Genomic DNA, 18771 nt, shown 5'->3' with positions numbered 1-18771 from the left:
CCCGGTCTGACCCGCGTCGCGGCGGTCGCCTCCGTCCGGCATGCTGAAACACGCAGACACGGTCCGATGTGGAAGGAACCACCAGCGTGCCCCAGGTGCTCAGTTACGCCGATGCGGTACGCCTGCTCGGCGGGCAGCAGAGCCGGTTCGTCGAGGCGTTCGACAAACTGACCGGGGGAGCGCTGCTGGCCGCCTCGGTGCCGGTACCGGCCCTGCTCGGCATCTTCGACGCCAAGGCCGAGTTCGTCCGGCTCGGCCACGACCTGGTCCGGTCCGCGTCCGAGCGGCGCTCCGGCCTGTCCCGGTACGACCGTACCCAGCGGCTGGAGGCGGCCCACGCGGTCCTCGCGGTCACCGCGTACTTCGAGGTGCTGGCCGGGGCGGAGCTGCCGTTCGCCTTCACCGACCTGGCGGTCGACGCGGGCGAGCAGTTGACCTTGGCCGGGGCGTACGCGCCCGACCCCCGGATGCTGACCGACGCGCTCTTCGGCACCGTCGCCCCGGTGCCCGGCCCGCACCTGCCCTACCCGCGCTACCGGGCGGCACTGGTCGAGTTCTACGGCGCGGTCGGCGGGCGACTGGGCAACTTCGTGCACGGACTGGCCGCCTGGGACCGGCTCGACCGGGCCGGTCAGCGAGCCTTCGCCGCGCTGCTGGAGGACGCTCCGGAACGGGCCGCCGTCCGGCACCGGCACCTGTTCACCAAGCTCGCCGCCGAGTTCCCCGAGGTGCGGTTCTGGCTCGGGCTGTACGAGCACGAGGCCACCCGGGGCGAGATCCGGTCGCTGGCCGCCGGCCTGGTCGAGCTGCGGGACGCCCTCGACGCCATCTCGACCGGCCGGGCGCCGGACGAGCGGCGGGCCGCGCTGGCCCGGGCGTACGCCGCCGAACTGGACCAGCCGATCGTCGCCTCCGGGGAGGTGCCGGCCGGCCTGCGGGTACCCACCCTCGGCGGGGCGTACGTGCCGCCGCTGTGCCGGATCGTCGAACTCGCCCCGGCCGACCGGCCCAGCGACGAGGCCTGGTGGGACCGCCACCCCCTCCGGGCCGACCTGTGGCAGTCGCTGCTGGTCCACCTCACCGCACCCGGTGCAGCCCGGGCGCCGCTGCTGGTGCTCGGCCAGCCCGGCTCGGGCAAGTCCCTGCTGACCAGGATCCTCGCCGCGCAGCTCCCGGCCGCCGACTTCATGGTGGTCCGGGTGGCGCTGCGGCACGTCCATGCCGCCGCCGACCTCCAGGAGCAGATTGAGCAGGCGGTCCGGTACGACACCGGGGAACGGGTCGACTGGCCGGCGCTGTCCCGCTCCGCCGGTGACGCGCTGCCGGTGGTGCTGCTCGACGGCTTCGACGAGCTGCTCCAGGCCACCGGGGTCGCCCAGACCGACTACCTGCGTCGGGTCGCCGCCTTCCAGCGCCGGGAGGCCGACCAAGGCCGCCCGGTCGCGGTGCTGGTGACCAGCCGGACCAGCGTCGCCGACCGGGCCCAGCCACCGGCCGGGACGGTGGCGGTGCGGCTGGAACCGTTCGACGACACCCGGGTCGCCGCCTGGGTGGCCACCTGGAACACGGTCAACGCCGCCCCGTTCGCTGCGCTCGGTGTGCAGCCGCTGGACACCCCGACCGTGCTAGCCCACCGGGAGCTGGCCGGGCAACCCCTGCTGCTGCTGATGCTCGCGCTCTACGACGCCGAGGGCAACGACCTGCGCAGCGCGCGCGAACTGCGCAGGGGCGAGCTGTACGAGCGGCTGCTGCGCCGCTTCGCCCGTCGGGAGGTGGTCAAGCACCGCGACGGGCTCTCCACCCGGGACCTGAACCGGGCGGTCGAGGAGGAGTTGCGGCGGCTGTCGGTGGTCGCGTTCGCCATGTTCAACCGGCGGGCCCAGTCGGTCACCGACACCGACCTGGAGGTCGACCTCGCCGCGTTGAAGGTCGGTGCCCCGGGGTCCGCCGTGGAGCGGTCCGGTCTGCGGACCCCGCTGCGGGCCGCCGAGGTGGTGCTCGGGCGGTTCTTCTTCATCCACCGGTCCCGGGCCACGCTGGACGACACGCGGCGGGAGACCTACGAATTCCTGCACGCCACCTTCGGCGAATACCTGGTGGCCCGGTTCACCGCCCAGGTGGTGGCCGACCTGGTGGCCCGGGACGCCGCGTCCAGCCTGTCGCTGGGCGGGGAACCGGTCGACGACGACCTGCTGCACGCCCTGCTGTCGTACGCGGTGCTGACCAGCCGCGCCCCGGTGGTCGCCTTCCTCGCCGAGCACACCGCCACCCTGAACGACCAGCGGCGCGCGGACTGGGCGGACCTGCTGCTCCGCCTGTTCCGGAGTGCGCCGTACGCGACCGGTGGGCGCCGGTTCGACGGGTACCGGCCGATGGTGCTGCCGGTGCCGGCCCGGCACGCCGCGTACACCGCCAACCTGCTGCTGCTCGCGGTCTGTGCGGCCGGCGAGGTGACCGCCGGGCAGCTCTTCCCGGGCGTGACCGACGTGGTCGGCCGGTGGCGCGGCCAGGCCCTGCTCTGGCGCTCCCAGCTCGACGACGAGGAGTGGGCCGCCTTGGTCAACGCGTTGGCCCTGGACCGCCGGGTGACCGGGCACGGCCGGGACGTCGCGCTGTCCCGGGACGACGGCAGCTTCACCCCACCGCCGGTGGACCCGCGCTGGGCGCACAACCTCGGCCCGGTTGCCGAGGCCGGTGAGCAGATGTTCTACCAGGTGCCGGACCAGGAGACCTGGTTCCGGCGCCGGGCGCACTTCGAGTGCGACGTCGACGACGACACCGTGCGGCACGCCCTGGAGCCGATCGTCGAGTACCTGCCGGACTCGACCGGCCGGTTCGCCCGACCATGGGCCGACGACCTGTCCTCCGCCGCCCACCTGCTGCTCGACGCCTGGCTGTTGCCGTACTTCCACGGGGTAGCGCCGGAGGAACAGGCGCGGGTGTACCGGCGGTGTGCGCGGATCGCCGCCACCGTCGAGAACCAGTGGGGGCCGGTCTCGTACACCTATCCGCTGCTGCTGCTGGACCGGTTGGCCGGCGACCGGACGGTCCCCGCCGATCTGGCCTTCGAGGTCCTGATGGCCTGTGTCAACGTGGTACTGGACCTGGGCTCCGGGACAACAGCGGCGCTCCGCTGCATCCTGGCCCTGCTCGGCCGGGACCGGACGGTCGACGTGAAGCTGTACGTGATGACCGACGAACTGCTCGGCCTGGCCCGACGGGGCGAGCACGTCGACTGGCTGGACGACCTCCTCGCCGACGTGCTGGTCCGGCTCCACGAACTCGAACTGGGCCGGGTGCCGCTCTCGACGGCCGAGGCGGAGAGCTTCCGGCAGCGCTACGGCGATCGCCGGCCCGACCTGGTGCAGCGGCTGCGCCCGCTGGTCGACGGCCCGGAGTGAGCCGGGCCGACGCGCGGCAGAGGAACTGACCAGCGAAGAGAAAGGGCTCCGCTCCCGGGCCGGATGATCTGCTTTGCCAGCTCAGGGACCCAGACCTCCCGGCGGACCACCCGCTCCACGCGCACGTCTGCTGGCCGTCCGCCGCGCGTTCCACGGCGCCCAGCCGCTTCCGGGCGTAGTCGTTCAGCCAGCACCCGTCGCGCCGGCAGTAACTGCACGGTCTGCCGTAGTCCTGGCGGTATCCGTGCCGGAAGCGCACCTCGCGCCACCGGGCCAACACGTCGGTACCGTGCCGCTCCGCCACCCTGGTGGCTAGGTGCTCCTCCGCCCAGCGCCACTGGCGGCACCCGCTGTGCCCGGTGCACTCCCCGCACCGCTTGCCGTCCCGGTGCTGTTCGGCTGTCCCCCTGGCCGCCAGGAACAGGTCCGCGCGGCCCGGTGGTCCGTCGACCATCGCCATACCCACCTCCAGAGACAGGCAGGTCCGGCCACGGAGCCCTAGTCACGTGGCCGGACCGCTTCCCCTCTTAGGAGACCGGAGTCTGTACCGTCTTTCAAGTATGACAGGGGGTGTTGATGGGCGTTGCTGGGCCATCTGAGCAGCGCATAAGAGTGATCCGGTCACGGCTTTCAGGTTCGAAAGGGGGTAAGCTCAGGATGCTTCGGAGATGGGCTGGAGGCGGAGGCTGTACGGGAGCGCGGAGCTGCAGGAGCGCCTGGGCGTGTCGCGCGTGCGGGTCGTTCAGCTCACCAGCCGCCCCGACTTCCCGGAGCCCTTCGACCGCCTGGCCGGCGGAGCGGTCTGGCTGGTCGAAGAGGTGGAAGCCTGGATTACCGAGCACCAGCCGTGGAAGGCGCGGGGAGCGGACGAACCACCGCCGCCGGAGAACTGAGCGGCCAGCAGAAAGATGGTCCGGACCCTCCAAGGGGCCGGACCGTTCTCTGTTCCTGCTCAGGCCGTCGTAGCGGCCTTGTTCCTGCCCAGTGAGCCGGGTCACCGGGCTGGGTCCGGAAACACCGACACAGGGTTGTCGCGGTACCCGCCGATCCTTGTTGTCGAGGGCCGGTCGACCGACCGGCCGGTACAGGAGTGAGTGACACCATGACCAACGCGGTGACCTGGTTCGAGATCGGCACCGACCAGCCGGAAGCGGCCGAGCGCTTCTACGCCGAACTGTTCGGCTGGACGTTCGGCACCGAGCCGGGTGCCGCCGGCGACCCGGCGTACCGGACCACCGACACCGGTGTCGAGGGCTCGATCGGTGGGGGCATCCGGGACAGCGGGGGCGCGTACCCCGGGTACGCGATCTTCTACGTGCAGGTGGCGGATGTGGCCGACGCCTGCCGGCGGGCCGAGGCGGCCGGCGGCAAGGTGCTGGTACCGGCGAAGAGCGCGGCCAGCGGGCTCACCTTCGCCCACCTGCTCGACCCGACCGGCAACCACATCGGCGTCTACGCCCCGCCAGCGGGCAACTGATCCGTCGGGTTGCCGGGCGCAGGGCACGACGGGTGCCGGGCGCTCCGCCCCGCCTCACCAGGGCGGGGCGCCCGGACGTCGTCAGCGTCCCGGTCCGCCCCAGTGACCGCGCCAACCACCACCGAGTACGCCGGCCTCGGCGGCCTTGGTGATCGCATCGGCCTGTTCCTGGGTGAGCTTGCCGTCTTCGACGGCCTGCTTCAGCCGCTCGGCCAGCGCGGCCTGCCGGTCGGCCCGGTCGGGCCGGTCACCGACCCGGTCCCGCCACCGCTCGTCGCGGTCCGCCTTCCGCTGCTCGTGCACCTTCTCCAGCGCGGCGGTGACCTTCTCCACCGGTACGCCCAGTTCCTTGGCCAGGGCCTCGGCGAACTCGGTCCGGTGCTCGGTGCGCCGGTCCTCGGTCGACGAGGAGGCGGACGGCGTCGGGCTCGCGCTGCTGTCGGCGAGTGCGACAGCCGGCGCGGCGATGCCGACGCCGAGTACGCCGGCCGCAGCCAGCCCGATCAGCACGTTCTTCCGGGTGAATCTCCGGGACATGATGGCGCTCCAGATCGTCGGTGAGTTTCCTTACCTGACTCAGAGTGACATATCTGGCTGATTGCAGCTTGTGACGGACCTGCAAGTTTGCTGAGTATCCGCAGCTCAGCGCCGTGGCCGGCCCGGTCACGGGCCTGTTCAGCGGACCGCAGGGCTCACGGTGAGTGTGCCCGAGTCGGTGTCCAGGGTCGCCGGCACCCCCACCGGCACGGTGAGCTGACCCGGCCCGTGCCCGATCGGCAACCCGCCGAGCACCGGCACGCCGAGATCACCCAACCGCTCGGTCAGTACGTCGTTGACCGTGGTGTCCCAGCCGTCCGCACAGTTGGTGAACTGGCCCACCGCCACCCCGGCCAGTCCGGCCAGCGCCCCGGCCCGGCGTAGCTGGGTGAGCATCCGGTCGACCTTGTACGGCGGCTCCTCGACGTCCTCGATCAGCAGGACCGCCCCGGTCAGGTCCGGTAGATCCGGGGTGCCCACCGAGGCGGCGATCAGGCAGAGGTTCCCGCCGAGCAGCAGCCCGGTGGCCGTACCGGGCACGCACACCGCAGCGGTCTCCTCGGCCGGGTCGCGCCGCACCGTCACCGGTTCGCAGGTCATCAGCGCGGCGTGCAGCGACTCCGCCGACCGCAGGCCGGTACGCTCGTCCGACCAGGCCGCCCCCGGCCCGTGCACCCCGGCCAGCCGGGCGCCCCGCCAGAGCGCGAACTGCAACGCGGTGATGTCGGAGAAGCCGGCCACCACCTTCGGATCGCGGCGGACCAGCGCCATGTCGATGCGGTCCACCATCCGCTGCGCGCCGTACCCGCCCCGGGTGCAGATCACCCCGCGCACCTCCGGATCGGCGAAGGCCAGGTTGAGGTCCGCCGCCCGGTCGGTGTCCGTCCCGGCCAGGTAGCCGTTGCGGTCGTACGCGTGCGGGGCGGGCACCGGCCGCAGCCCCCAGCCGGTGAGCAGTTCGACACCCCGGGCCAGCCGCTCCGGCCGTAGTGGCCCGGAAGGCGAGACCAGCAGCACCTTGTCACCGGGACGCAGCGCGGGCGGGCGGACCGCCCCACCATCGGCGGCGTCGACCGTCACATCGGAAATCACAGCCGTCGAGCCTATCGGGACCGCCGGGCGGCACCCGCTAGCCTCGACGGGTGGCAACCGCGCTGGTGATCGAGAACGACCCGACCGATGACCCCCGCCGGCTGGGGGAGTGGCTGACCGAAGCCGGCCTCGAACTGCACGTCCTGCGTGCGCACGCCGGTGACGAACTTCCCGCCGACCTGGACGGGTACGCCGCCCTGGTGGTGCTCGGCGGCGAACAGCAGCCGTACCCGTACCCGGACGGCACTCCCGGCGCGCCCTGGTTCCCGGCCCTGGAGGGGCTGCTGCGCAAGGCGGTCCGGCACCGGGTGCCGACCCTGGGCGTCTGCCTGGGCGCGCAACTGCTCGCCACCAGCCACGCCGGTGAGGTCGAGCGCAGCGCGGCCGGGCCGGAGGTCGGACCGGCCGTGGTCGGTCGCCGGGACGCCGCCGAGACCGACCCGCTGTTCCGGTACGTGCCGCTGATCCCGGACGTGTTCCAGTGGCACATCGACGAGATCACCGAACTGCCCCGGGGCGCCACCCTGCTGGCCGCCTCCACCCGCTACCCGCACCAGGCGTTCCGTCTCGGCGACCGGGCCTGGGGGTTGCAGTTCCACATCGAGTGCGACACCGCGATGATCGCCGACTGGGCGACCGACTCGCGGCTGCTGGCCGACCTCGGGTACGACCCGGAGCTGGTGGTGGCCGCCTGCGATGCGGTGATGACCGACGTCGAGGAGGTGTGGCAGCCGTTCGCCGCCCGGTTCGCCGCCCTGGCCCTCGGCGAGCTGGACGATGGCGGCCCGCGCCGGACCCTGCCGCTGCTCGGCCACTGAGGGGTGGCGATGAGCAGACCCACCAGGGCACCCGCCCGCCTCGCCCGGTACGGCTTCGGGGTCAGCGACGGTGACGGCGGCGCCCGCGCCGCCGACCTGCTCGGCCCGACCGGGCTGGGACTGTGGCGCCCGGAGACCCAGGAACCGACCGACGAGGCGGCGGCCGAGCTGCTCACCGCGCTCTCCCGGGCCGCCGACCCCGACCTGGCGCTGCGTCAGCTGCACCGGATCGTCGAGGCGGAACGACGTACCGCCCCGGAAGGTGCGCAGTCGGCGCTGCTCGCCGCCCTGCTCGCTGACGCCGGGCTGCGCCGCCGGCTGGTCGCGGTGCTCGGCGCCTCCTCCGCGCTCGGTGACCACCTGGTCGCCAACCCGGACCAGTGGACCGCGCTGTCCACCAGCCCCGACGGGTCCGCCCCGACCGCCGACGGCACCCTGGAGCCGACCGGTGTGGACGGATCAGCGATCCCGGCGCTGCGCCGGGCGTACCGGCTGGCGCTGCTGCGGATCGCGGCGGCCGACCTGACCGGCGGACGGGTGCTGGAACAGAGCATGGCCGCGCTCTCCGCGCTGGCCGACGCCACCCTCACCGCCGCCTACGACATCGCGGTGGCCGAGCTGCCCGCCGGTACGCCCACCCCCCGGCTGGCGGTGGTGGCGATGGGCAAGTGCGGTGGCGGGGAACTCAACTACGTCTCCGACGTCGACGTCATCTTCGTCGCGGCAGGCGACGAGGACCTGCCCGCCGCCACCACCATCGCCACCCGGCTGATCCATATCTGCGGCCTGGTCGCCTGGCCGGTGGACGCCGCGCTGCGCCCCGAGGGCAGCCGGGGTCCGCTGGTCCGCACCCTCGCCAGCCACCTCGCCTACTATCGGCGCTGGGCCCGGACCTGGGAGTTCCAGGCCCTGCTCAAGGCCCGCCCGGCCGCCGGTGACCTAGACCTGGCGGCCGAGTGGATCGACCAGCTCGCGCCGCTGGTCTGGGCGGCGGCGGCCCGCCCCGAGGCGGTCGACGACGTCCGCGCGATGCGCCGCAAGATCATCGACAACATCCCGCCCAAGGAACTGGAACGCGAGATCAAACGCGGACCGGGCGGGCTGCGCGACATCGAGTTCGCCGTCCAGCTGCTGCAACTCGTGCACGGCCGGGCCGACGAGTCGCTGCGGCTGCCGGGCACCATCCCGGCGCTGCGCGCCCTGGTCACCGGCGGCTACGTGGGCCGCGCCGACGGGGAGGCGCTGCTGCGCGGCTACCGGTTCCTGCGGGGCGTCGAGCACCGGCTGCAACTTCAGGGACTGCGTCGCACGCACACCGTACCGACCGAACCGGCCGCGCTGCGCTGGCTGGCCGCCGCGCTCGGCTACACCGCGATGCCCGGCCGGGACGCCGTCGAGGCGTTCCGCGCCGACTGGGTCACCCACGCCACCGAGGTACGCCGGCTGCACGCGAAACTGCTCTACCGGCCGCTGCTGGAGTCGGTGGCCCGGGTACCGGCCGACGGGCTGCGGCTCACCCCGGAGGCGGCCCGCCACCGGCTGGAGATCCTCGGCTTCGCCGACCCGGCGGGTGCCCTGCGCCACATCCAGGCCCTCACCGGCGGGGTGAGCCGGACCGCCGCCATCCAGCGCACCCTGCTGCCGGTGCTCCTCTCCGACTTCGCCGACGCCCCCGAACCGGACCGGGGCCTGCTCAACTACCGGCAGGTCTCCGACAAGCTCGGCACCACCCCGTGGTACCTGCGGCTGCTACGCGACTCCGGGCCGGTGGCCCGCCGGCTGGCCCGGGTGCTCTCGCTGTCCCGGTACGCGGCCGACCTGCTGGCCCGCGACCCGGAGGCGCTGCGGCTGCTCGCCGAAGACCCGGAACTGACCGCCCGCCCGGCGGACGTACTCCGGGACGGGTTCACCGCCGCCGCCGCGCGGCACGCCGGCCCGGTCGAGGCGATCCGGGCGGTACGCGCCCTGCGCCGCCGGGAACTGGTCCGGCTCGCCTGCGCCGACGTGCTCAGCCGGGCCGGGGCACTCGCCTCCACCAGCAGCCGGGGTGGCGCGGACCGCCCGCCGGGGCCGGCGACCCTCGGCGACATCGCCGCGGTGGGCACCGCACTGTCCGACGTCACCGACGCCACCCTGGCCGCCGCGCTGCACATCGCCCGGGCCGCGAAACCCGCCCCGCCGGGGCTGCGGTTCGCCATCATCGGGATGGGCCGGCTCGGCGGGTACGAGTCGAACTACCTCTCCGACGCCGACGTCCTCTTCGTCTACGACCCGGCGCCCGGGGTACCGGACGACTCGGCCAGCGCCGCCGCGCACGCGATCGCCGAGGAACTGCGGCGCCTGCTTGGCATGCCCGCCCCCGATCCGCCGCTCGGTGTCGACGCCGACCTGCGGCCGGAGGGACGGCAGGGGCCACTGGTCCGCAGCCTCGCCGCGTACGCGCAGTACTACGCCCGCTGGTCGAAGGTGTGGGAGGCGCAGGCGTTGCTGCGGGCCCGGTTCGTCTGCGGCGACGCCGACCTGGGTACCGAGTTTGAGTCGATGATCGACCGGGTCCGCTATCCGCTCGGCGGGCTCACCCGCGAACAGGTCATCGAGATCCGGCGGATCAAGGCCCGGGTGGAGACCGAACGGATGCCGCGCGGCGCCGACCCGGCCACCCACACCAAACTCGGCCGGGGCGGACTGGCCGACGTCGAGTGGGCGGTGCAACTGCTCCAGCTCCAGCACGCCGGCACGATCGACGCGCTGCGCGGTACGCGCACCCTCGACGCGCTGACCGCCGCCGCCGACGCCGGCCTGCTCGACCCGGCCGACGCCACGGCGATGACCGCCGGCTGGCGGTTGGCCGCCCAGGTCCGCAACGCGTTGATGCTGGTCCGGGGCCGGGCCGGCGACCAGCTGCCCCGGCACGGGGTCGAGCTGGCCGGGGTGACCCGGCTGCTCGGCGCCGACGACACCGGCGAGTTCCTCGACGAGTACCTGCGTACCGGCCGCCGGTCCCGTACCGCCATGGAACGCGTCCTCGGCTAGATGTAAGGAAGGGCCCCTTCTTAGAGCGTCCGGCAATAGGACTAGCGGGGCTGCGGCGCGCCCTGGCACATCGGCTGGCGGCGTTGTCGTCGTCGGCCATGCAACACCGGCATGGCCTCCTCCTCCGCCTTGCCGCCCTCGGCCAGACCCCGCCTCGCCTCCACCGCCCTATTGCCGGACGCTCTTATCGCTTTCGGTAGAGGAAGGGGCCCTTTTTAACACCTGAACCCGGAGCGGGTCAGCCGCCCAGCGTGTACGTGCCGGCCCGGGGCACAGTCACCGTCAACCAGTCCCCGGCCGGGGCGACCCGGGCCCCGCCGTCGACCGTCAACCACCGGCTGTACCGCACCCGCAGGTCGATGGCGCCCGCCGCCGGGGCCCGGAAGGTCACCGAGGCGGCGGTCCACCCGACCAGCACGCCCGGCGCCCCGACGATCGGCTCCGGGTCGGCGACCGCGTAGAGCCGCCAGTGCGCGTCCGACCAGACGGGCGCCAGGTACGGCAGGCCCGAGGCGACCAGCTCCGCCTCGGCCCGGCCCACCCAGGACAGCGCGGTGTCCGGTACCGCCACGTACTGCACCGCGTTCCCGGCCAGCCAGGCCCGGTACGACCCGGCGGTCAGCGGCACGCCGGTCCCGGCCGCCCCCGGGACGGTGCTGAAGAAGAGCGGGTTCCGGTCGATGTCCGCCTGCCGCAGCCAACCCCGGGCCAGCGGTACGTCACCCAGGTGGGCGGCCTCCCAGTAGTTGCGGGTCGGCGGGATCTCCACCCGGCCGGTCAGGCCCCGCCGGTCCAGCTCGGCCCGCAGCGGCGCGAAATAGCCCCGGTCACTCGGGGCGTCCCCCATACTGCGCAGGTCGGCGACCACCACCGGCGGCTGCCACCAGCAGACCGCGCCGAGGAGCACCACCAGCGCCACCCGCCCGACCACGCCGGCCGAGCCCCCGCCGGCGCGGTCGGGCGGACCGTCCGGCCACATCGTCCAGCCACCTGGCCGTCCAGCCACCCGCCCGGCGGGCTGCCCGACGAGCCGTACCGACACCCGGGCGGCCAACCGCCGGTGCAGGGCCGCCGGCGGGGTGGCGCACGCCGCGAGTACCGGCAGCGCGAACATCACCACCAGCCGGGTCGCGTTCAACCCGACCGGGGTGTGCAGCAGCGCGGCGGCCAGCACCCCGCCCGCCGACAGCAGGGCGGCCGCCCGCACCGGCCGGTACGCCACCAACCCTGCCACCACCAGGCTGGTCAGCACCGCGTGCACGGTGTCGGTGCGGCTGATGTTCATCCAGCCGCCCTCGCCGAAGGCCATTGTGGTCACCGCCAGCGGTCCGGCGGCGGCCAGCCCGAGCGCCAGCCCCGGGACGTACCGGCGGAAACCCGCCGCCGTCTCCGGCACGCTGCTGAGCAGCAGCGCCGCCCCCACCAGCCCGACGAAGAGCCCGGCCACCGGTGAGGTCGCCGAGGCGAGCAGGGCACCGCCGACCGCCCCGCCGTACCGCAGCCACCGTCCGGGGCGCGGCAATCCGCCGGAGCCGGACTGCGGCCCGCCGACGGTCAACGCGAGCAGCGCCAGCAGCCCGAACGCCACCCCCAGCCCGTAGGTGACCCGACCGGAGACCAGGTTGCCGGCGATGCAGACCACCCCGACCAGGCTGCCCGCAAACGGCCGGGGTACCCGGGTACGGACCAGCAGCGCGGCGAACGCGGCGGACGCCACCACCAGCGCCAGGACCCCGGTCAGGCGTACCCCGAGCAGAGCCATCACCGGCGGGGAGACCAGGCTGTAGCCGAACGGGTGCACTCCGCCGTACCAGCGCAGGTCCACCGGGGCGGCACCGTGGGCGGCGAAGAACTCCGCCCGCGCCACCTGCGCGGACAGGTCCGAGCCCATGGTCGGCAGCGTCAGGTACACCGCGCCGAGCACGGCGGCGCAGCCGGCGGAGACCAGCACCACCCGACCGTCCCGCATGCCCACCTCCTGACCGCGACCACCGTACTGGCAGCATGTCCGGCGTGCCCCACCACCTCGCGCGTTACGGCGGCCTGCTCGGCTCGACCCTGCTGGCGGTGGCCGCCGTACTCGGCGGCGCACTGCCCGAACTGCCGCCGAAGGTCACCCCGGTCAGCATCTGGCAGGGCGAGCATGGACCGTTGACCATCGCGCTCTGGCTGGCCGGCACCGCCCTGCTGGCCTGGGCCTGGTGGACGCTGCGCGACCGGGTGCCGTCCGCGCGCTGGGCGCTGGTCACCGCCGGGCTCTGGCTGGTCCCGCTGCTGGTGGCGCCGCCGCTGGGCAGCCGGGACGTCTACGCGTACGCCTGCCAGGGCGCGACCTGGGCCGCCGGGGGAGACCCGTACACCCAGGGAGTGTCCGCGCTGCCCTGCCCCTGGCTGGACTCCATCTCGCTGATCTGGCGGGACACTCCCGCGCCGTACGGGCCGTTCTTCGTGCTGATCTCCGGCGGGGTGGTCGAGGCCACCGACTCGTTGACCCTGATCATCGCCGCGTTCCGGCTGATCGCCCTGGCCGGCGTGGTACTCACCGCCTGGTGCCTGCCGGTGCTCGCCCGGCACGCCGGGGTACCCGTGCAACGGGCCCTCTGGCTCGGCCTGGCCTCCCCGCTGGTCGGCGTGCACCTGGTCTCCGGGGCGCACAACGACGCGCTGATGATCGGCCTGCTGGTCGCCGGCCTCGCCGTCATCGTGTCCCGCCCCGGGCGCCCCGGACCGCTGCTCGCCGGGGGAGCGCTGCTCGGCCTCGCGGTCGCCATCAAGGTGACCGCGCTGGTCGTGGTGCCGTTCGCCGCACTGCTGGCGGTCGTCGGGGCGTACCGGCTCAAGGCGCTGGCCCGCGACGGCGGGTGGGTGGTCGGCGGCGCGGCCGGCGCGGTGGTGGCCGCGACCCTCGCCGCGGGCCTGGACTTCGGCTGGGTGGCCGGGCTGTCCCGCAGCGGCGACGCGATCGCCTGGAGTTCACCCCCGACCGCGGTCGGGCAGACCATCGGCTACCTGGCCGTCCTCGGCGGCTGGCACATCGACGCGCTGCCCGCCGCCCGCGCCACCGGGGTGGCCGTCCTCGCCGTGCTGCTGGTCTGGCTCTGGTGGCGGTCCCGGCACCGGGACCCGCTGCACGGCGCCGCCCTCGCGCTGGCCGCCACCGTCGCCCTCGCCCCGGTCTTCCACCCCTGGTACGCCACCTGGCCGCTGGTCCTGCTCGCCGCCACCGCACTGCACACCCGCTGGTTCACCGTGACCGCCCTGGTGGTGAGCTTCATGGTGCTGCCCGACGGCACCGGACTGCCCCGCTACACCAAGATGCCCGGTGCCCCCCTGATGACGCTGATCGTGATCGCGGTCGTCGTGCACTTGGTACGGTCGGCGCGGAGGACCGGCCAGCGGAACGGGTGACCCGGTGACAGGTGACGACCAGCCGGCCCGTTACCCGCTCGCACGCTGGGGCGGACTGGTCGGCTCGGTGCTGCTCGCCGTCGCCGCCGGACTCGGCGGGGCACTGTCGACCGTGCCCCCGGGACCACTCGCCGGCCGGTACGGGCCGTGGCCGGCGGTCGCCTGGCTGACCGGTACCGCCCTGCTCACCGCCGCCTGGTGGGCCCTGCGGCACGGCACACCGGGTACCCGCTGGGTGCTCGGCACGGTGGCCCTCTGGCTGCTGCCGCTGCTGGTCGCGCCCCCGCTGGGCAGCCGGGACGTCTACTCGTACGCCTGCCAGGGCTGGATGTACGCGACCGGCGGTGACCCGTACGCCGTCGGCCCCGCCGGGGCGGGCTGCCCCTGGGTGGACGCGGTCGCCCCGATCTGGCGGGACACCCCGGCCCCGTACGGCCCGGTCTTCATGGCCCTCGCCGGGCTGGCCGCCGACCTCGGCAGCACCCTGACCGGCACCCTCGTCGTGCTGCGGATCGTCGCCCTGGCCGGGGTGCTGCTCACCGCGCTCTGCCTGCCCGAACTGGCCCGGCGTTGCGGGGTCCCGCCGCAGCGGGCGTTGTGGCTGGTGCTGGCCTGCCCGCTGGTCGGCGTGCACCTGGTCTCCGGCGCGCACAACGACGCGGTCATGCTCGGTCTGCTCGCCGCCGCACTGCTGCTGGTGGTCCGCCACCCCGGCCGCCCCGGGCCGCTGCTGGCCGGCGGTGCCCTGCTCGGCCTGGCCGTGGCGGTCAAGGCCACCGCGATCGTGGTGCTGCCCTTCGCCGCGCTCGCCGGCCTCGCCGGGCTGTACCGGCCGCGCCGGCTCGCCGCCGACGGCGCGTGGTTGGCCGCCGGGACACTGGCGGCGCTGGCCGCCGTCACCGGACTCTCCGGGCTCGGCCCCGGCTGGGTCGGCGCCCTGGCCAGCAGCGGTGACTCGAAACAGTGGACCTCCCCACCCACTGCGGTCGGCTTCGTCATCGACTACGCAGGCGGGCTCGTCGGCCGGGACCCGGAAGCCGTACCGGTCACCCGGGCCGTCGCGGTGGTACTGCTCGCCCTGCTGATCGTGGTGCTGTTCTGGCGGGCCTGGGTGGAACTGCGCGGTGTCGGCACCTCCGTCGACCAGGTGGGCCGGCTCGGTCCCGGGCGCAACCGGATGGCCCGGCTGGACGCGGCCCGCCCCCGGGTGGCGCTGACCGGCGCCGGTCTCGCGCTGGCCGGCACCGTCGTGCTCGCCCCGGTCTTCCACCCCTGGTACGCCACCTGGCCGCTGCTGCTGCTCGCCGTCACGATGACCCGGACCACCTGGTTCCTGCTGCCCTGCGCGGTGGCGGCCTTCCTCGTCCTGCCCGACGGCACCAACCTGGCCCGCTACACCAAGGCCCCCGGCGCCGTCCTGATGACCGCGCTGGTGCTCGCTGCGCTCGCCCACCGAGTAAGGAAGGGCCCCTTCTTAACGCATTTGGTAGAGGAAGGGCCCCCTATTAACAACTGACCCCGAGGCATCTGCGCCCGGAGCCACCCGGCACGGATTGGCTCCTGTCGCCGTCCATCCCTGCTGCCAGGGTGAGGGCGGACCGCCGCCAGGGCCGGCCGAGGGGAGACGTGATGACCGATCCGCTGCGGGACGACGCGACCGTGGACGTCCTACGGCAGGTGTACGAGGCCGCCGGACCGTACCTCGAATCCCTGGCCGACCGCCCGGTGCACGACCCGGCGGCACGGCACCTGCTCGCGGAACTTGCCGTGCCGGCCGCCGGAGACCCGATGCCCGGGCAGGGCGACGGGGCGGCTGCCGCACTGCGGCGGCTGCTGCGGGTGGGGACCGCCGCCGCGACCCACTCGGCCGGGCCGCGTTTCTTCCACTTCGTCACCGGTGGGGCCACGCCGGCCGCGCTCGCCGCCGACTGGACCGCCGCCCTGCTGGATCAGAACGCCAGCTTCCGCGCCTCGTCGCAGTTCGCCGCGGAGGCGGAGACGGTCGCGTTGCGCTGGCTGCGCGAGCTGTTCGGCCTGCCGGAGTCGTACGGCGGTGCCCTGGTCGCCAGCGCCACCTTCGCCAACTTCACCGCGCTGGCCGCCGCGACCCACTGGTGGGGCGAGCGGCACGGGGCGGACGTGGCGGCCGACGGGCTGACCGGCCTGCCCCGGATGCCGGTGCTCTCCGGCGGGTACGTCCATCCGAGCGACCGCAAGGCGTTGCAGTTGCTCGGCCACGGCCGCAACGCGGTCGAGGTGTTCGCCGCCGACCGGGTCGGGCGGGTCGACCTGGTGGCACTGGAGCGCCGCCTGGCGGAACTGGCCGCACCGGCGGTGCTGATCGCCAGTGCCGGCGAGGTCAACACCGGCGACTTCGACCCGGTCGACGAGTTGGCCGACCTTGCCGAGCGGTACGGCGCCTGGCTGCACGTGGACGGCGCGTTCGGGCTCTTCGCGGCGCTCTCGCCGAGGACCCGACGGCTGGTCCAGGGGATCGAACGCGCCGACTCGATCGCCGGTGACGGGCACAAGTGGCTCAACGTGCCCTACGAGAGCGGATTCGCGTTCCTGCGGGATCCGTCCCGGTTGGCCGCCGCGTTCGGCATGCCGGGAGCGGCGTACCTGCCGGGGGAACGCAGCGCGCTCCGCCAGCCGGCTTCCGTTGCGGCGGACGACCAGGCCACCGTCGTTGCCCCGGCCGTCGTTGCCCCGGCCGCCGTCGCTCCGGCGGCCGTTGATCGGGTACCCGGGGACGGGGCGAAGGGGGACACGGGCGGTCCGGACTACGCCCTGCTCGGTCCGGAGTCGTCGCGTCGGGCCCGGTCCCTGCCGATCTGGGCGACCCTGGCCGCGTACGGGCGGGACGGCTACCGGGCGATGGTGGAGCGCCATCTCGATCTGGCCCAGCGGTTGGCCCGGCTGGTCGACGAGGCGCCCGATCTCGAACGCCTCGCGGACGTGCCGCTCTGCATCGTCTGCTTCCGGGCCCGCCCGGCCGGGCGGACCGAGGAGCAGTTGGACGACCTCAACCGGCGTGTCGGCGCCGCCCTGCTCGATGACGGGCGGGTCTTCGTCGGCACCACCGTCTACGACGGGCGGGTCGCGTTGCGTCCGGCGATCGTCAACTGGCGGACCACCGAGACCGACATCGACCTGCTGGTCGGGGTGGTACGCGAGCTGACCGCCAAACTGGCGGGTTGAGGCGGGCGACGGGTGTTAAGAGGGGGCCCTTCCTCTACCGAATGCGTTAAGAAGGGGCCCTTCCTTACCGCAACGGCTCGGGGCCGGTCCGCGGTGAGCGGACCGGCCCCGAGCCGTCGAGCGGGTCGGTTCAGCAGTCGAAGTACATCGCGAACTCGTGCGGGGTCGGCCGCAGGCGGACCGGGTCGACCTCGTTGGCGCGCTTCCACTCGACCCAGGTGGAGATCAGGTCCGGCGTGAAGACGCCACCCTCCAGCAGGTAGTCGTGGTCGGCCTCCAGGGCGTCGAGCACCTCGGACAGCGAACCCGGAACCTGCTTGACCGAGCCCCACTCCTCCGGCGGCAGGTCGTACAGGTCCTTGTCGATCGGCGCCGGCGGCTCGATCTTGTTCTTGATGCCGTCCAGGCCGGCCATCATCATCGCCGCGAAGGCGAGGTACGGGTTGCTCGACGGGTCCGGCACGCGGAACTCGACGCGCTTGGCCTTGGCGTTGCTGCCGGTCACCGGGATACGGGTGCAGGCGGAGCGGTTGCGCTGCGAGTAGACCAGGTTGACCGGGGCCTCGAAGCCCGGCACCAGCCGACGGTACGAGTTGATCGTCGGGTTGGTGAAGGCGAGCAGCGACGGCGCGTGGTGCAGCAGACCGCCGATGTACCAGCGGGCGGTGTCGGACAGGCCGGCGTAACCGGTCTCGTCGTAGAACAGCGGCTCACCGTTGAGCCAGAGGCTCTGGTGGGTGTGCATGCCGGAGCCGTTGTCACCGAAGAGCGGCTTGGGCATGAAGGTCGCGGTCTTGCCGGCCGCCCAGGCCTCGTTCTTGATGATGTACTTGAAGAGCTGGAGCTGGTCGGCCGAGTGCAGCAGCGTCGAGAACTTGTAGTTGATCTCGGACTGGCCGGCGGTGCCCACCTCGTGGTGCGAGCGCTCCACGGTGAAGCCGGTGTCCACCAGCCGGCGGACCATGCTGTCCCGCAGGTCGGCGTAGTGGTCGACCGGCGGGACGGGGAAGTAGCCGCCCTTGTACGCGGTCTTGTAACCGCGGTTGCCGCCCTCCTCCTCGCGGCCGGAGTTCCAGGCGCCCTCGATCGAGTCGATGTAGTAGAACGCCTGGTGCGCGGAGGTCTCGTGGCGGATCGAGTCGAAGATGTAGAACTCCGCCTCGGCACCGAAGTACGCGGTGTCCGCGATGCCGCTCGCGGCCAGGTACGCCTCGGCCTTCTTGGCCACGTTCCGCGGGTCCCGGGAGTACGCCTCACGGGTGAACGGGTCGTGGATGAAGAAGTTCAGCGCGAGGGTCTTCTGCGCCCGGAACGGGTCGATGAAGGCGCTGGCGACGTCCGGGAGCAGGAGCATGTCCGACTCGTGGATCGCCTGGAACCCGCGGATCGAGGAACCGTCGAACGCGAGACCGTCGGCGAAGACGCTCTCGTCGAACGACTCGACCGGCAGGTTGAAGTGCTGCATCACACCGGGCAGGTCACAAAAACGTACGTCGACGAACTTTACGTCCTCGTTCTTGAGGTATCGCAGGAGTTCCTCGGGATTGGCGAACACACGTCCTCCTGGCACGTCCACTGGGTGGCTAGGCTGCTGGCGACGCTATGACCGTGGGGTTGCCCGGCCGTGTCTTGAGTGTTTCTGCCGTGTTACGTCACTCGCGGAGCGTCGTACGCGCCGCTCAGCCGTCATCCGATGTCCGTTCGGACGATACCCGCAGGTGCCGGATTCCGGCAATTCATGTTTTTGGTCCTGTTTGCCGCCATCTGTGGAACCGGTGGGCGGACCCCGGAGGCGCCCTGGCTA

The 18771-nt window shown here is 73.4% G+C and carries 12 protein-coding genes; 8 read left to right on the top strand and 4 right to left on the bottom strand.

What is annotated here, in order from left to right; translation table 11 throughout:
- Positions 1–86: 86 nt before the first annotated feature.
- The 3 genes from V6U90_RS00865 to V6U90_RS00855 all read left to right on the top strand — a co-directional run bounded on the left by V6U90_RS00865 (position 87) and on the right by V6U90_RS00855 (position 4878).
- Positions 87–3401, top strand: a complete 3315-nt coding sequence (locus V6U90_RS00865; RefSeq protein WP_334430552.1) for an NACHT domain-containing protein — start codon at positions 87–89, stop codon at positions 3399–3401.
- A 722-nt stretch (positions 3402–4123) separates the two neighbouring features.
- Positions 4124–4294 (top strand): DNA-binding protein, encoded by a 171-nt coding sequence (locus tag V6U90_RS00860; protein ID WP_334430551.1) that lies wholly within the window; start codon positions 4124–4126, stop codon positions 4292–4294.
- 209 nt (positions 4295–4503) lie between these two features.
- A complete protein-coding gene (locus V6U90_RS00855; protein WP_334430550.1) occupies positions 4504–4878 on the top strand; it encodes a VOC family protein in 375 nt (124 codons plus the stop codon).
- Between the two features lie 81 nt (positions 4879–4959).
- Here the strand turns inward: V6U90_RS00855 and V6U90_RS00850 are convergent, their stop codons facing one another.
- Together V6U90_RS00850 and V6U90_RS00845 are read right to left on the bottom strand one after the other, a co-directional pair.
- A complete protein-coding gene (locus V6U90_RS00850; RefSeq protein ID WP_334430549.1) occupies positions 4960–5415 on the bottom strand; it encodes a hypothetical protein in 456 nt (151 codons plus the stop codon).
- A gap of 138 nt (positions 5416–5553) precedes the next feature.
- Positions 5554–6504, bottom strand: coding sequence for a S66 peptidase family protein (locus tag V6U90_RS00845; RefSeq protein ID WP_334430859.1), 951 nt, complete (start codon positions 6502–6504; stop codon positions 5554–5556).
- A gap of 53 nt (positions 6505–6557) precedes the next feature.
- Between V6U90_RS00845 and V6U90_RS00840 the strand changes: the two genes are divergently transcribed.
- Both V6U90_RS00840 and V6U90_RS00835 read left to right on the top strand, forming a co-directional pair.
- Positions 6558–7325: a type 1 glutamine amidotransferase gene (locus V6U90_RS00840; protein ID WP_334430548.1), complete on the top strand. Its 768-nt coding sequence runs from the start codon at positions 6558–6560 to the stop codon at positions 7323–7325.
- A gap of 9 nt (positions 7326–7334) precedes the next feature.
- Positions 7335–10358, top strand: a complete 3024-nt coding sequence (locus V6U90_RS00835) for a bifunctional [glutamine synthetase] adenylyltransferase/[glutamine synthetase]-adenylyl-L-tyrosine phosphorylase (RefSeq protein WP_334430547.1) — start codon at positions 7335–7337, stop codon at positions 10356–10358.
- A 238-nt stretch (positions 10359–10596) separates the two neighbouring features.
- Here V6U90_RS00835 and V6U90_RS00830 read toward each other — a convergent pair whose 3' ends face one another.
- Positions 10597–12327 carry a hypothetical protein gene (locus V6U90_RS00830; RefSeq protein ID WP_334430546.1) on the bottom strand — a complete coding sequence of 577 codons (1731 nt, stop codon included), beginning with the start codon at positions 12325–12327 and terminating at the stop codon, positions 10597–10599.
- Positions 12328–12371: 44 nt separating this feature from the next.
- Between V6U90_RS00830 and mptB (V6U90_RS00825) the strand changes: the two genes are divergently transcribed.
- From mptB (V6U90_RS00825) to V6U90_RS00815, 3 genes are all read left to right on the top strand, one after another.
- A complete protein-coding gene (gene mptB / locus V6U90_RS00825) occupies positions 12372–13766 on the top strand; it encodes a polyprenol phosphomannose-dependent alpha 1,6 mannosyltransferase MptB (RefSeq protein ID WP_334430858.1) in 1395 nt (464 codons plus the stop codon).
- Between the two features lie 4 nt (positions 13767–13770).
- Positions 13771–15282 carry a polyprenol phosphomannose-dependent alpha 1,6 mannosyltransferase MptB gene (mptB, locus tag V6U90_RS00820; protein WP_334430545.1) on the top strand — a complete coding sequence of 504 codons (1512 nt, stop codon included), beginning with the start codon at positions 13771–13773 and terminating at the stop codon, positions 15280–15282.
- Between the two features lie 113 nt (positions 15283–15395).
- Positions 15396–16967 carry a pyridoxal phosphate-dependent decarboxylase family protein gene (locus V6U90_RS00815; RefSeq protein ID WP_334430544.1) on the top strand — a complete coding sequence of 524 codons (1572 nt, stop codon included), beginning with the start codon at positions 15396–15398 and terminating at the stop codon, positions 16965–16967.
- A 130-nt stretch (positions 16968–17097) separates the two neighbouring features.
- Here the strand turns inward: V6U90_RS00815 and glnA are convergent, their stop codons facing one another.
- Positions 17098–18522: a type I glutamate--ammonia ligase gene (gene glnA, locus V6U90_RS00810; protein WP_334430543.1), complete on the bottom strand. Its 1425-nt coding sequence runs from the start codon at positions 18520–18522 to the stop codon at positions 17098–17100.
- Between the last annotated feature and the right edge of the window lie 249 nt (positions 18523–18771).

The sequence above is a fragment of the Micromonospora sp. CPCC 206060 genome (assembly GCF_036906895.1).
Classification (GTDB): domain Bacteria; phylum Actinomycetota; class Actinomycetes; order Mycobacteriales; family Micromonosporaceae; genus Micromonospora.
Note: the sequence above shows the minus strand (reverse complement) of the source record. Positions and strands in the feature narration are given on the sequence as shown.